Here is a 13,222-nt window from a genome sequence, read left to right as displayed (position 1 = left end):
TGGCGCATTTTTCTCAGGCGGGCATGCCCCGCAATGGTACAAGCCACTATGTCGATCCTGCAGGCGATCAGAATCTTTCTTTTTTACCTGCTGCTGGGCACCAGTTCGCTGCTGTGGTGCTCGCTGAGCTTCTTCGTCGCGCCATTCCTGTCGTTCCCCAAGCGCTACACGTTCATCAACGTGTACTGGTGCCGCTGCGCGCTGTTCCTGGTGCGTACCATCCTCGGCATCGACTACAAGGTCACTGGCGCCGAGAACGTGCCCAATGAGCCCTGCGTGATCCTGTCCAACCACCAGAGCACCTGGGAAACGTTCTTCCTTTCCCAGTACTTTTCGCCGCTGAGCCAGGTGCTCAAGCGCGAGCTGCTTTACGTGCCGTTCTTTGGTTGGGCCATGGCCATGCTGCGGCCGATCGCGATCAACCGCGACAACCCCAAGGAAGCGCTGCGCCAGGTGGCGAGCAAGGGTGATGAGCTGCTCAAGCAGAAAACCTGGGTACTGATCTTCCCGGAGGGTACCCGCGTGCCGTTCGGCACGGTCGGCAAGTTCTCGCGCGGCGGCACTGCGCTGGCGGTGAATGCGGGGTTGCCGGTGCTGCCGATCGCCCACAACGCCGGCAAATTCTGGCCGAAGACCGGCTGGGGCAAGCGCTCCGGCACCATCGAGGTGGTGATTGGCGAGCCGATGTACGCCAACGGCACCGGGCCACGGGCCATCGCCGAGCTCAACGACCGCGCTCAGGCGTGGAACGAAGCGACCCAGCGGGCCATGGGTTCGCTGCCGCCAGCAGAAGAAAAACCGCAGGAGCAGATGGCCTGAGCATCTGTGGATAACTTGTGAGCAGTTTTTCGATAGAATGCTTGAAGTGATCGCTAAGTAATTGAATTAGCTGTTTATTTCAGCGTGTTACATTTTTCTGAAAAACGTGCATAAGTTTTTTCGGGGCATAAGAAAACCGGCTTTTACAGCCGGTTTTTTTATGGAGTTTTCTGGCCCTATCGCCGGCAAGCCAGCTCCCACAGGTACTGCGCTGGCTTCAGCTTTTGTGGATACCCTGTGGGAGCTGGCTTGCCAGCGATAGGGCCATTGAAGGCAGTATCAGACCTTGTCGAGGTCCACATCCTTGGTTTCTTTCAGGCAGAAGATCCCCACCACCAGGCTGATCCCGGTGACCAGCACCGGATACCACAGCCCGTAGAAGATATCCCCCGTGTAAACCACCAACGCGAACGACACCGTTGGCAGGAAGCCGCCAAACCAGCCATTGCCAATATGGTAGGGCAGGGACATCGAGGTGTAGCGGATGCGGGTCGGGAACAGCTCGACCATCACCGCTGCCAACGGGCCATAGGTCATGGTGGCGATCAGGATCATGGCCACGATCAATACCACCACCATCACCTGGTTGACCTGCGCCGGGTCGGCCTTTGCCGGGTAGCCAGCCTTCTCGATTGCCGTACGCATGGCGGTTTCGTCGAAACCATTGATGGCCTTGTCACCGATGTTCACCACCACATCACTGCCAGCCACGCTCACCGAACTGTACGGCAGGCCCTGCTTGACCAGGAACGTCTTGACCTTGTCACATGGGCTGTCGAAACGTGCCTTGCCCACCGGGTCGAACTGGAAGGTGCAGCCTTGCGGGTCGGCGGTGACCACGATCGGCGCCTGCCGGCTGGCAGCGTCGATCTGCGGGTTGGCGTAATGGCTTAGCGCCTTGAACAGCGGGAAGTACAGCACGGTGGCCAGCAACAGGCCGAGCATCAGGATCGGCTTGCGGCCGATACGGTCAGACAACCAGCCGAAGATCACAAAGAACGGCGCACCGATCACCACACTGATAATCAGCAGTGTGTTGGCCTGGGCCGGGTCCATCTTCAACATCTGGGTCATGAAGAACAACACGTAGAACTGCGCCGTGTAGAAGGTCACGGCTTGCCCGGCGTTGATGCTGAACAGGGCGGTGAGCACCACTTTCAGGTTCGGCCAGGAGGTGAACGACTCACGGATCGGCGACTTGCTGACCTTGCCTTGGGCCTTCATTTTCACGAACGCCGGCGACTCGTGCATGCTCATGCGGATCCAGGTGGAAATGGCCAGCAGTACGATCGACAGCAGGAACGGCAAGCGCCAGCCCCAGGTTTCGAACTGGTCGCCACTGATATAGCGGCTACCCAGCACCACCAGCAGCGACAGCAACAGGCCAAGGGTGGCGGTGGACTGGATGAAACCGGTGTAGAAGCCCCGTTTGCCCTGGGGCGCATGTTCGGCCACATAAGTGGCGGCACCGCCGTACTCACCGCCCAGCGCCAGCCCCTGCAACATGCGCAGGATCACCAGGATGATCGGTGCAGCAATGCCGATACTGGCATAAGTGGGCAACAGCCCCACGGCGAATGTGGACAGGCCCATCAGCACGATGGTGACCAGGAAGGTGTACTTGCGGCCAATCATGTCGCCCAGGCGGCCAAACACCAATGCACCGAACGGCCGCACCAGGAAGCCGGCGGCAAAGGCCATGAGGGCGAAAATGAAGGCGGTGGTGTCGTTCACCCCAGCGAAGAACTGCTTGCTGATGACTGCTGCCAACGCACCATAGAGAAAAAAGTCATACCACTCGAAAACCGTGCCGAGGGATGACGCGAAAATGATCTTGCGTTCTTCACGGCTGCTGGAGCTGCTGGCTGCCGCACCCTGCTCTTGGATGTAATCCGACATCGTTGCTGTCCTCGGCCCGCAGGCCACAGTGATTATTCTTTTTGTTCCACTGTCGGCGGCTTTTGACCGCGAGCCGCCGGTGTTGCACGCACCCGGGTCAGGGGGTCGGTATTGCGTCTTCGTTCAAATAGGTCTGGGTAGCAGCTCCTTTGAGGATCAGTTGCGCCGCCTTCTCGGCGATCATCAGGGTAGGTGAACAGGTATTGCCGGAGGTGATGTTCGGCATGATCGAAGCGTCGGCCACGCGCAGGCCGGGGATACCATGTACGCGCAGCTGGTTATCCACAACGTCCATGGCCCCGTTGCCCATGCGGCAAGTACCGACGGGGTGGAAGATGGTCGTGCCGATCTGGCCGGCTGCTTCAAACAATTGTTCTTCGGTTTGCAGGGCTGGCCCGGGCAGGTACTCCCTGGGCGCGAATGCGGCGAGGGCCGGGGCCTGGACGATACGCCGGGTAAGACGAATGGAATCGGCAGCGACGCGCAGGTCCTGTGGGTCACTGAGGTAATTGGGGTCGATCAGCGGTGTGCTGTTCATGTCGGTACTGCGAATGTCGATACGCCCCCGGCTGGCCGGGCGCAAGTTGCACACCGAGGCGGTGAACGCCGGGAACTGATGCAGCGGCTCGCCGAAACGCTCCAGTGACAGCGGCTGCACGTGGTACTGCACATTGGCGGTGGCATGCTCGGGGCTTGAACGCACGAACGCACCCAGTTGGCTTGGCGCCATTGCCAGCGGGCCGCTGCGGTCATACAGGTAACGCAGGCCCATGCCCATCTTGCCCCACAGGCTGTTGGCCATCTGGTTCAACGTGCGGGTGTTGCGGATCTGGTAGATCAGGCGCAGTTGCAGGTGGTCCTGAAGGTTGCCACCAACCCCCGGCATGTCGTGGCGGACGCCGATACCCAGGCTTTCCAGCAGCTGGCGCGGGCCGATGCCGGAGCGCTGCAGAATACCGGGTGACCCCACGGCGCCAGCGCAAAGGATGATCTCGCGCCGCGCCGCAAACTCATGCCAGGCGCCTTGCCAAAATGCTTTCACGGCCCGCGCCCGGGTGTTGTTGAGCAGTACCTGGTCAACCTGAACGCCGGTCAGCACGGTGAGATTGGGGCGATTCTTTATCGGCCGCAGGAAGGCTTTGGAGGCATTCCAGCGCACGCCACTGCGCTGGTTGACCTGAAAATATCCACAGCCTTGGTTGTCGCCGGTGTTGAAGTCATCCACCTTGCCGATACCGCTTTGCTCGGCAGCATCACGGAACGCATCGAGGATCGGCCAGCTGTAGCGCTGGCGCTCGACCCGCCATTCGCCGTGCCCGCCGTGGTGCTCGCTGGCGCCAGCAAAATGGTTTTCGCTGGCCTTGAACAGCGGCAGTACATCTTTCCATGCCCAACCGTCATTGCCTTGCTCGGCCCAACGGTCATAGTCGGCCGCCTGGCCGCGCATGTAGATCATGCCGTTGATCGAAGAACAGCCACCCAGCACCTTGCCGCGCGGGTAACCCAGTGCGCGACCGCCAAGGCCAGCCTGGGCCTCGGTCTTGAAGCACCAGTCGGTGCGCGGGTTGCCGATGCAGTAGAGATAACCCACGGGAATGTGGATCCAGGGGTAGTTGTCGCGGCCACCCGCTTCCAGCAACAAGACGCGGCAGGACGGATCGGCGGACAAACGATTGGCAAGCAGGCAACCGGCAGGACCGGCACCGACGACCACGTAGTCGAAGACAGAATCGGCTGATGGCATGTGCAACCTCGGGCCTGATTATTATTCTTGTCCCGATCCATCTTAGTGAGTAATTTCGTGGAGGGAACACGAGATTTCGCGCAGCCGCTGTGCGTTTTAGCACAGCGGTAGCCTGTACTGGCCTCTTCGCGGGCACGCCCGCTCCCACAGGGTTTCGCTGTACCTGTGGGAGCGGGCATGCCCGCGAAGAGGCCAGAACGAACTGCCTAAAAGGATCAGCATGTTCGACTGGAACGATCTGCGGTTTTTCCTCGAGTTGCAGCGCAGCGGCCGCCTGCTTACCGCCGCCAAGCGCCTCAATACCACCCACAGCACCGTGGCCCGGCATATCGAGAGCATCGAGCAAAGCCTGGGCACCGCGCTGTTCGTGCAACATGCCCAAGGCTACGAGCTGACCCCCTCGGGCCAGGCCCTGCTCAAACATGCCGAGGCCATGGAGAACGTCGCGCTGCTGGCGCAGGAAGAAATCACCCAGGCCATCACCCCGCTGGGCAAGATTCGCCTGGGGGTGACCGAAGGCATCGGCATCATGTTCTTCACCCCGCGCATGAACGCACTGTTCGAGCGCTACCCCGGCCTTGAAGTGGAACTGGTCGCCGTACCGCGCTTCGTCAGCATCCTCAACCGCGAAGCCGAAATCAGCATCCACCTGGAGCGCCCTAATGCCGACCTGCTGATTACCCGCAAACTCACCGACTATCGCTTGGCCTTGTACGCCAGCCCCGACTACCTGGACCGCGCACCGCCCCTGCGCAACCGCGAGGACCTGGCCCGGCACAGCTGGATCGGCTACGTCGACGACCTGTTGTTCAGCCAGGAGCTGCTGTTTCTCAACAGCTTCTGCCGCGCCCCGAGCGTGGTGTTTCGCAGCACCAGCGTAATTGCCCAACAGGCCGCTGCCCGCGCCGGGCTTGGCATCGCCGTACTGCCCAACTACATGGCCCGCCACGACCCGGCGCTGGTGCGTGTACTGCCTGGCGAAACCATCCAGCGCAGCTACTGGATCTGTACTCGCCGCGAACTGCACAAATCGGTACGCCTACGGGTGGTGTGGGACTACCTGCTGGCGCTTTGCGCGGCGGAACAGGACGAGCTGTTAGCTCAATAGCGCCTTGCCAGCCAATAGCAATGCGGCAACCCAACCAGCCATGGCAAACAGCTGTTGCAAGCGCGGCCCTGCCAGCCTTACTGCCAATGGCCGCGCCAGCAGCAGGCCGATCACTGCGCCGACGGCGAACGGCGCACCGACTTGCCAGTGCATCACACCCGCCAGGCTGGCACTGACCACACTGCCGGTCGACACCAGGGCGATCACTGCCAGCGAGGTGGAAACGATGCTGGCCATGCGCAGGTTGGTATAACGGTTGAGGGCCGGGATGATGACGAATCCTCCACCCACGCCTAACAGGCCAGACAGCAACCCGGACAAAGCACCGGTGAATGCCAGGGCGCGAGCGCAGGGCAGGGTCCAGCGCAAGCGGCCCTGCAAAGGGTTGAGTACACAGGGTTCGATGTAGCGATGAGCGTCATTGGTTTCGCCGCGCAATTCCTTGGCAGCCTTGCGCCAGATGCGCAGGCAGGCATACACCAGCACACCAGCGAACACCAACTGCAAAGGGGTATTCGGCAAGTGGTGAGCCAGCATCAACCCAAAGGGCGAAGCTACTACGCCGATCAACGCAATGAACAGCGCCGCTCGATAACGCACCAGCCCCTGGCGCAAGCCCAGCACCGCACCAACCGCCGCCGCCATGCCTACTGCCAACAGGCCGACCGGTGCAGCCTCGACCATCGACAAGCCCAAACCAAACACCAGCAACGGCACTGCAAGAATGCCACCGCCAGCGCCGGTCAACGCAAGCACCGCACCGATAATCGCGCCCAGCCCGGCGCCCAACAATTGATGTTCGATCACTGCCTACCCTCAGCTACTAGTGGCTGCGGGCGGGCCAGCCACTCGCGGCCCTTCAGCATGCCCTGCCAATACAACGGCGGCAGCGCCTGCGCCTTGAGCAACCAGGCCAGACGCGTCGGCTTGCGACCATCCAGCAACCAATTGGGGAAGCTCGGTGCCAGCTTGCCGCCATAGGTAAATTCGGCCAGCACAATCTTGCCGCGTTCGACTGTCAGCGGGCATGAGCCATAGCCATCGTACTGAGCCAGGGTTGGCAACCTGCCCAGCGCCACCAGCACGTTGTTGGCCACTACCGGTGCCTGCTTGCGAGCAGCCGCAGCGGTCTTGGCATTGCTGGTATTGGCCACGTCACCCAGGGCATGGATATTGGTGTACTTGCGGTGGCGCAGGGTATGCGGGTCGACGTCGACCCAGCCGGTGCTGTCGGCCAATGGGCTTTCGCGAATGAAATCCGGCGCCACCTGTGGCGGTACCACATGCAGCATGTCGAAGGCTTCAGTGCGTGATTCGCTGCTGCCATCAGCCAAGGTGCGCACGAAGGTGGCGCACTTTCCAGGCCCATCCACGGCTACCAGTCGGTGGGAAAAGTTGAGATCCACAGCGTATTTTTCAATGTACTTCATCAGCGCGGGCACGTAGTCCGCCACACCGAACAACACTGCGCCGGCATTGAAAAAGCTGGCTTTCACCGCCCCCAGGTGGCCGTGACGCAGCCAGTGGTCGCACGACAGGTACAGCGCCTTCTGCGGCGCACCCGCACATTTGATCGGCATGGGCGGCTGGCTGAACACGGCTCGGCCTTGCTTGAGCTTCTGCACCAGCTCCCAGGTGTAGGGCGCCAGGTCGTAGCGATAGTTGGAGGTGACGCCGTTACGGCCCAAGGTCTCACTGAGCCCTTCGATGGCAGCCCAGTCCAGTTTGAGCCCAGGGCAGACGACCAGCTGTTCATAGCTGATGGCGGAGCCGTCTTCGAGGACCACCAGTTGGCCCAGCGGGTCGAACACCTGCACCCGCGCCTTGACCCAACGCACACCGCGCGGGATGGTCGAGGCCATGGTGCGGGCAGTACTCGGGGCGTTGAACACGCCGGCGCCGACCATGGTCCAGCCGGGTTGGTAGTAATGCACTTCGGCGGGGTCGATCAAGGCAACGTCGAGTGACGGGTCACGGCTGATCAGGCTGGAAGCAGTGGCGATACCGGCGGCACCGGCACCGACGATGACCACCTTGTGGTGGTCGGTATTGGCAGAGGACAACAAGGCAGGCATGGCGGTAAATCCTGGAAATCTGGTTATGGGGCAGGGCGGTTACAGCTTGTTCAGCGGGATCTTCAAATAGCTCACGCCGTTCTCTTCGGGCGCGGGAAGCTGGCCGCTGCGCATGTTCACCTGTACCGAAGGCAGGATCAGCACGGGCATGTCGAGGGTCTTGTCGCGGGCTTCACGCATGGCGACGAAACTGTCCTCATCGATGCCCTGGCGAATGTGGATGTTGCTGGCGCGCTGCTCGGCCACGGTAGTGACGTACTGCATGTCGCGGCCACCTGGCAGGTAGTCGTGGCACATGAACAGCCGGGTCTGGTCGGGGAACGCCAGCAGACGACGGATCGAACGGTACAGGGTGCGGGCATCGGCACCCGGGAAGTCGCAGCGGGCAGTGCCGTAATCGGGCATGAACAAGGTATCGCCGACGAATACAGCGATCTCACCGGCGTCCTGGATCATGAAGCTCATGCACGCTGGGGTATGCCCTGGGGTGTGCAGTGCACGGGCATGCAGGTTGCCAATATGGAAACCTTCCTCATCTTCAAACAACACGTCGAACTGGCTGCCATCGCGGGCAAAGCCGGGCTCAGCGTTGAACAAGGCCCCGAACACTTTCTGCACCTGGGTGATGTGCGCGCCGATGGCGGTATGGCCGCCCAGCTGTTCTTTCAGGTATGCCGCCGCTGAGAGGTGGTCGGCATGCACATGGGTTTCCAGCACCCACTGCACGTCAGCCCCCAAGGCCTTCACCCGGTCGATCAACTGGTCCGCCGAGGCGGTACAGGTACGCCCTGACTTCGGGTCATAGTCCAGGACGCTGTCGATCAATGCACACTTGCGGGTTTCGCCGTCCATGACCAGATAGCTGATGGTCGAGGTCGCCTTGTCGAAGAAGGCCTCCACGTGAAGGTTGTTGCCGATGATCATCACGTTCTCCAATTTATCTGCCACGCCCTAGTAGAGGCGTAGGCAGTGAATGGAGGTTTATCAAGATGCATGCCAGGCTTTTTCCAAAAGACGGCCCAACAAAGCCTGCCATTTCTGGCGCCTTCCCGGCCGCTTGGCAGAGGTATTGGCAGTCGACTGTCGGCCAATGGCAGTGTTTGGCAGTCCTTGTTACCCTGCGCCGGTCATCCAAACGGTGCCGACATGCCTGAAGCCCAACCCCTCATACTGGCCCTGGTGTCCTACCTTGAGCACGATGCCTTGCCGACCATCGTGCTGGACACCGACTACAACATCCTGGCCGCCAACGCCGCCTACCGCCGCCAGTTCGGTCACCACGAACAAGCGCCGTTGGGCGAGAAGTGCCATAAGGTCTCGCATCACTACGCCGTGCCATGCGACCAGGCCGGTGAGCATTGCCCGATGCGCAAGGCCTGGGACAGCAAGTTGCCGGAGAGGGTCTTGCACATTCATCACACCCCACGCGGCCCCGAGCATGTGGATGTCGAGCTGCGCCCGATCCTGGATGAGCAGGGCAGGGTGGTGGCGTATGTCGAGCGGCTGACCACCATCACCCTCGCTTCGGCGCAGCCTCAGGAACAAGGGCTGGTCGGCCGGGCGCCAGCGTTCAAGGTTGCACTGGCCAGCCTTCAACGTGCGGCACCAGCGCAGATTCCTGTGTTGCTGCAGGGGGAATCGGGAACGGGCAAGGAGCTGTTTGCCCGGGCAGTGCACATGGGTAGCCCGAGGGCCAATGGTCCGCTGGTGGTAGTCGACTGCACCGGCCTGACCGAGTCGTTGTTCGAGAGTGAATTGTTCGGTTACGAGAAGGGCGCGTTCACTGGCGCCAACCAGCGCAAGATCGGCCTGGCTGAGGCCGCGCATGGCGGTACCCTGTTCCTCGATGAAATTGGCGAAGTGCCGCTGGCGATGCAGGTGAAGCTGCTGCGCCTTATCGAGTCTGGTAGCTTCCGCCCGGTGGGCAGCCTGCGCACGGTGCATTCCGATTTTCGCCTGGTATCGGCCACCCACAAACCGCTCAGGCAGATGGTCGCGGAAGGTAGCTTCCGCGAAGACCTCTACTACCGCATCAGCGGTTTCCCGATTCGTCTGCCGGCGTTGCGCGAGCGAGTCGAAGACCTGCCGTTGCTGGCGCAGAGCCTGCTGCAACGCATGACCGGCAAATCAACGACCAGCTTGAGCGACGATGCCTTGCAGCAGCTTGGGTTACATCCGTTTCCGGGGAACATCCGCGAGCTGCGCAATATTCTGGAGCGGGCGCGATTGTTTGCTGATGACGGGGTGATTCGACCGGAGCATTTGCCGGAAGACATTGGGCCAGCGTCAGTAGTGAAGTCGGGCCTACGGCGCAATGACCTAGGGGATTTGGCGCAGGCCCTTGAACAGTTCAAGGGCTCGCGCAGTGAGCTTGCGCTTCATTTAGGCATGAGCGAACGCACGCTATATCGCCGCTTGAAGGCGCTCGGCCTGAACTAGGTACTGCCGACTGGCGCAGTCTTTGTGGGAGCGGGCATGCCCGCGAACACCGGCAAAGCCGGTGCCATCCACCGTGTCGCCTGTTTCGCGGCGGTTCGACGCCTCGACACGCCCGCTCCCACAGTGACCGCGCCAACTTTTAGAACTGAGCAAGGGCCCACCTTTACCCGACCTTTACCTCTGTCCTGACATTAAACCGCCAAATCAGTGGTCTGATTGGTTAACCGTACAGAGGACCGCATCAAATGAAGAAAACCCTAACCGTGATCTGCGCCGCGCTCATGCTCAGCGCACCGCTGGCCAGCTTCGCGCAGCCGGGCCCACCCGACCGGCATGATGGTGGCCCTTCGCACCAAGGCAACCCGCCGCATGGTCAACCGCAACAACAAGGCCGACATGACAACGGCCGCGGTCCCGCTTACCGTGACCCGAACTTCCGCCCACAACAAGGCATGCCGGTACCCCACCAGCAGTGGCAGCGTGGGCATGCTGTTGACCCGCACTACCGTGGTGACCGCTACTGGGTGACCGACTGGAAAGCGCGCCACCTTTACGCGCCACCACGGGATCATCGTTGGTTGTACGTGAATGGCGACTATGTGCTGGTGGCAATTGCCAGTGGTGTGATCGTGAACATTCTCACTGGCTATTAATTTTTCAGGCACTAAAAAGCCCGCATCAGCGGGCTTTTTAGTATCTGTCGATTTATACCTGATCAGAAGTCCAGGTTCGACACCGACAGCGCGTTGCTTTCAATGAACTCACGACGCGGCTCGACTGCATCACCCATCAGGGTGTTGAAAATCTGGTCAGCCGCAATCGCATCCTCGATGGTGACCTTGAGCATACGGCGGACGGTCGGGTCCATGGTGGTTTCCCACAACTGGTCCGGGTTCATCTCACCCAGCCCTTTGTATCGCTGGATGGTATGACGCTTGGTGGTCTCGTTCATCAGCCAGTCCAGGCCTTCCTTGAACTCGGCGATTGCCTTGCGACGCTCACCGCGCTGCACGTAGGCACCTTCACCCAACAGGCTCGACAGCTTGGCACCAATGTTCACCACCGTGCGGTAGTCATTGCTGCCGAAGAAGTCGCGGTTGAAGGTGACGTAGCTGGCCAGGCCGTGAGAGGTGACTTCCACTTCCGGCAGCCATACGTTGCGTTCTTTGTCTTCCCGCAGGCTGGCGTTGTAAACCAGGCCAGACTTCTGGCTGTTGTTCAGGCGTGCCTGGAACTGGGCAAGCCAGGCTTGCATCACAGCGTGGTCACCCAACTGCTCCAGCGTCACCTCTGGCAGGTAGATGAAGTGCTCGGTGATGTCTTCCGGGTACAGGCGCGAAAGGCGCTTGAGGGTTTTCATCACGCTGCGGAACTCGTTCACCAGGCTTTCCAGTTGCACACCGGAAACTGCTGGCGCCGATTCGTCCAGGTGCAGGCTGGCATCCTCCAGGGCCGACTGAGTCATGTACTCTTCCATGGCCTCGTCGTCCTTGATGTACTGCTCCTGCTTGCCTTTCTTCACCTTGTACAGTGGAGGCTGGGCGATGTAGATGTAGCCACGCTCGACCAGCTCTGGCAGCTGACGGAAGAAGAAAGTCAGCAGCAGGGTACGGATGTGCGAACCGTCGACGTCAGCATCGGTCATGATGATGATGTTGTGATAACGCAGCTTGTCGATGTTGTACTCTTCGCGGCCGATACCACAGCCCAGCGCGGTGATCAGCGTGCCGACTTCCTGGGACGAGATCATCTTGTCGAAGCGTGCTTTCTCGACGTTGAGGATTTTACCCTTCAGCGGCAGGATCGCCTGGGTACGGCGGTTACGGCCTTGCTTGGCCGAACCACCGGCGGAGTCACCCTCCACCAGGTACAGTTCGGAAAGGGCAGGGTCCTTCTCCTGGCAGTCAGCCAACTTGCCCGGCAGGCCGGCGATATCCAGCGCACCTTTGCGGCGAGTCATCTCACGGGCTTTACGCGCCGCTTCACGGGCACGGGCTGCGTCGATCATCTTGCCAACGACGGCCTTGGCTTCGTTCGGGTTTTCCAGCAGGAAGTCGGCGAAGTACTTGTTCATCTCCTGTTCCACGGCGGTTTTCACCTCCGAGGAAACCAGCTTGTCCTTGGTCTGCGAGCTGAACTTCGGGTCCGGTACTTTCACCGAGATGATCGCGGTCAGGCCTTCACGGGCGTCGTCACCCGTGGTTGCCACCTTGTTCTTCTTGGCCAGGCCTTCCTGCTCGATGTAGCTGTTCAGGCTACGGGTCAACGAGGAACGGAAGCCAACAAGGTGCGTACCGCCGTCACGCTGCGGAATGTTGTTGGTGAAGCACAGCAGGTTTTCGTTGAAGCTGTCGTTCCATTGCAGGGCGACTTCAACACCCACGCCGTCGTCACGCTGTACGTTGAAGTGGAAGACCTGGGAGTTGACCGGGGTCTTGTTGGTGTTCAGGTACTCGACGAACGCACGCAGGCCGCCTTCGTACTTGAAGAACTCTTCCTTACCGCTGCGCTCATCCTTCAACAGAATGCCAACGCCCGAGTTCAGGAACGACAACTCGCGAATACGCTTGGCCAGGATGTCCCAGCTGAAGTGGATATTCTTGAAGGTCTCAGCCGACGGTTTGAAGTGGATGTGAGTACCGGTGGTTTCGCTCTCACCCACAACTGCCATCGGCGCTTGTGGTACGCCGTGAACGTAGGTCTGTTCCCAGATCTTGCCGCTGCGGCGAACGGTCAGCACCAACTTCTCGGACAGGGCGTTCACAACTGAAACACCCACGCCGTGCAGGCCGCCGGATACCTTATAGGAGTTATCGTCGAACTTACCGCCGGCGTGCAGTACGGTCATGATGACCTCGGCTGCGGAAACGCCTTCTTCTTTATGCACGTCAACTGGAATGCCGCGACCGTTGTCGCGCACACTGATGGATTCGTCAGGGTGGATGATGACGGTGATGTCATCGCAGTGACCGGCGAGGGCTTCGTCGATCGAGTTGTCGACCACCTCGAAGACCATGTGGTGCAGGCCGCTACCATCATCGGTGTCGCCAATGTACATGCCGGGACGCTTGCGTACGGCATCCAAACCTTTCAGCACCTTGATGCTGGAGGAGTCGTACGTTTGATTTTCGCTCATGC

The 13,222-nt window shown here is 60.6% G+C and carries 10 protein-coding genes; 4 read left to right on the top strand and 6 right to left on the bottom strand.

The window, feature by feature from the left end; genetic code table 11:
• The first annotated feature begins 33 nt into the window (after positions 1-33).
• Entirely contained in the window at positions 34-819 is a 786-nt protein-coding gene (locus ACIQUI_RS16425; protein WP_403200402.1) for a lysophospholipid acyltransferase family protein, read from the top strand.
• 279 nt (positions 820-1,098) lie between these two features.
• On the opposite strand, the gene ACIQUI_RS16420 is transcribed toward ACIQUI_RS16425, so the two are convergent.
• On the bottom strand, positions 1,099-2,718 hold the full coding sequence (locus ACIQUI_RS16420) for an MFS transporter (protein WP_403200400.1): 1,620 nt from the start codon (positions 2,716-2,718) through the stop codon (positions 1,099-1,101).
• Between the two features lie 97 nt (positions 2,719-2,815).
• Complete coding sequence (locus ACIQUI_RS16415) at positions 2,816-4,462, bottom strand: GMC family oxidoreductase (RefSeq protein WP_403200398.1); 1,647 nt, start codon at positions 4,460-4,462, stop codon at positions 2,816-2,818.
• Between the two features lie 220 nt (positions 4,463-4,682).
• Between ACIQUI_RS16415 and ACIQUI_RS16410 the strand changes: the two genes are divergently transcribed.
• Positions 4,683-5,570, top strand: coding sequence for a LysR family transcriptional regulator (locus tag ACIQUI_RS16410; protein ID WP_403200396.1), 888 nt, complete (start codon positions 4,683-4,685; stop codon positions 5,568-5,570).
• On the opposite strand, the gene ACIQUI_RS16405 is transcribed toward ACIQUI_RS16410, so the two are convergent.
• From ACIQUI_RS16405 to ACIQUI_RS16395, 3 genes are read right to left on the bottom strand one after another with little or no spacing between them, the layout of a single operon-like run.
• Positions 5,559-6,377: a sulfite exporter TauE/SafE family protein gene (locus ACIQUI_RS16405; protein ID WP_403200393.1), complete on the bottom strand. Its 819-nt coding sequence runs from the start codon at positions 6,375-6,377 to the stop codon at positions 5,559-5,561. The two genes, ACIQUI_RS16410 and ACIQUI_RS16405, sit on opposite strands and share 12 nt — an antisense overlap.
• Positions 6,374-7,645 (bottom strand): FAD/NAD(P)-binding oxidoreductase, encoded by a 1,272-nt coding sequence (locus ACIQUI_RS16400; protein WP_403200390.1) that lies wholly within the window; start codon positions 7,643-7,645, stop codon positions 6,374-6,376. Before ACIQUI_RS16400 ends, ACIQUI_RS16405 begins: the two co-directional genes overlap by 4 nt.
• Positions 7,646-7,684: 39 nt before the next feature.
• Positions 7,685-8,569, bottom strand: a complete 885-nt coding sequence (locus ACIQUI_RS16395) for an MBL fold metallo-hydrolase (RefSeq protein WP_391131856.1) — start codon at positions 8,567-8,569, stop codon at positions 7,685-7,687.
• Between the two features lie 222 nt (positions 8,570-8,791).
• On the opposite strand from ACIQUI_RS16395, the gene ACIQUI_RS16390 reads away from it, so the two are divergent.
• Positions 8,792-10,084, top strand: coding sequence for a sigma-54 interaction domain-containing protein (locus ACIQUI_RS16390; protein ID WP_403200388.1), 1,293 nt, complete (start codon positions 8,792-8,794; stop codon positions 10,082-10,084).
• 245 nt (positions 10,085-10,329) lie between these two features.
• Entirely contained in the window at positions 10,330-10,737 is a 408-nt protein-coding gene (locus ACIQUI_RS16385; RefSeq protein ID WP_391131852.1) for an RcnB family protein, read from the top strand.
• A gap of 62 nt (positions 10,738-10,799) precedes the next feature.
• Here ACIQUI_RS16385 and gyrB read toward each other — a convergent pair whose 3' ends face one another.
• Positions 10,800-13,220, bottom strand: a complete 2,421-nt coding sequence (gene gyrB / locus ACIQUI_RS16380) for a DNA topoisomerase (ATP-hydrolyzing) subunit B (protein WP_403200386.1) — start codon at positions 13,218-13,220, stop codon at positions 10,800-10,802.
• Positions 13,221-13,222: the final 2 nt, after the last annotated feature.

Origin of the sequence: Pseudomonas sp. NPDC090592, assembly GCF_044769185.1 — a bacterium.
In the GTDB taxonomy this organism is placed as follows: Bacteria; Pseudomonadota; Gammaproteobacteria; order Pseudomonadales; family Pseudomonadaceae; genus Aquipseudomonas.
Note: the sequence above shows the minus strand (reverse complement) of the source record. Positions and strands in the feature narration are given on the sequence as shown.

Coding starts and splice junctions, on each gene's coding strand:
- ACIQUI_RS16425 (WP_403200402.1), top strand. CDS start 34: ATGGTACAAGCCACTATGTCGATCCTGCAGGCGATCAGAATCTTTCTT.
- ACIQUI_RS16420 (WP_403200400.1), bottom strand. CDS start 2,718: ATGTCGGATTACATCCAAGAGCAGGGTGCGGCAGCCAGCAGCTCCAGC.
- ACIQUI_RS16415 (WP_403200398.1), bottom strand. CDS start 4,462: ATGCCATCAGCCGATTCTGTCTTCGACTACGTGGTCGTCGGTGCCGGT.
- ACIQUI_RS16410 (WP_403200396.1), top strand. CDS start 4,683: ATGTTCGACTGGAACGATCTGCGGTTTTTCCTCGAGTTGCAGCGCAGC.
- ACIQUI_RS16400 (WP_403200390.1), bottom strand. CDS start 7,645: ATGCCTGCCTTGTTGTCCTCTGCCAATACCGACCACCACAAGGTGGTC.
- ACIQUI_RS16395 (WP_391131856.1), bottom strand. CDS start 8,569: ATGATCATCGGCAACAACCTTCACGTGGAGGCCTTCTTCGACAAGGCG.
- ACIQUI_RS16390 (WP_403200388.1), top strand. CDS start 8,792: ATGCCTGAAGCCCAACCCCTCATACTGGCCCTGGTGTCCTACCTTGAG.
- ACIQUI_RS16385 (WP_391131852.1), top strand. CDS start 10,330: ATGAAGAAAACCCTAACCGTGATCTGCGCCGCGCTCATGCTCAGCGCA.
- gyrB (WP_403200386.1), bottom strand. CDS start 13,220: ATGAGCGAAAATCAAACGTACGACTCCTCCAGCATCAAGGTGCTGAAA.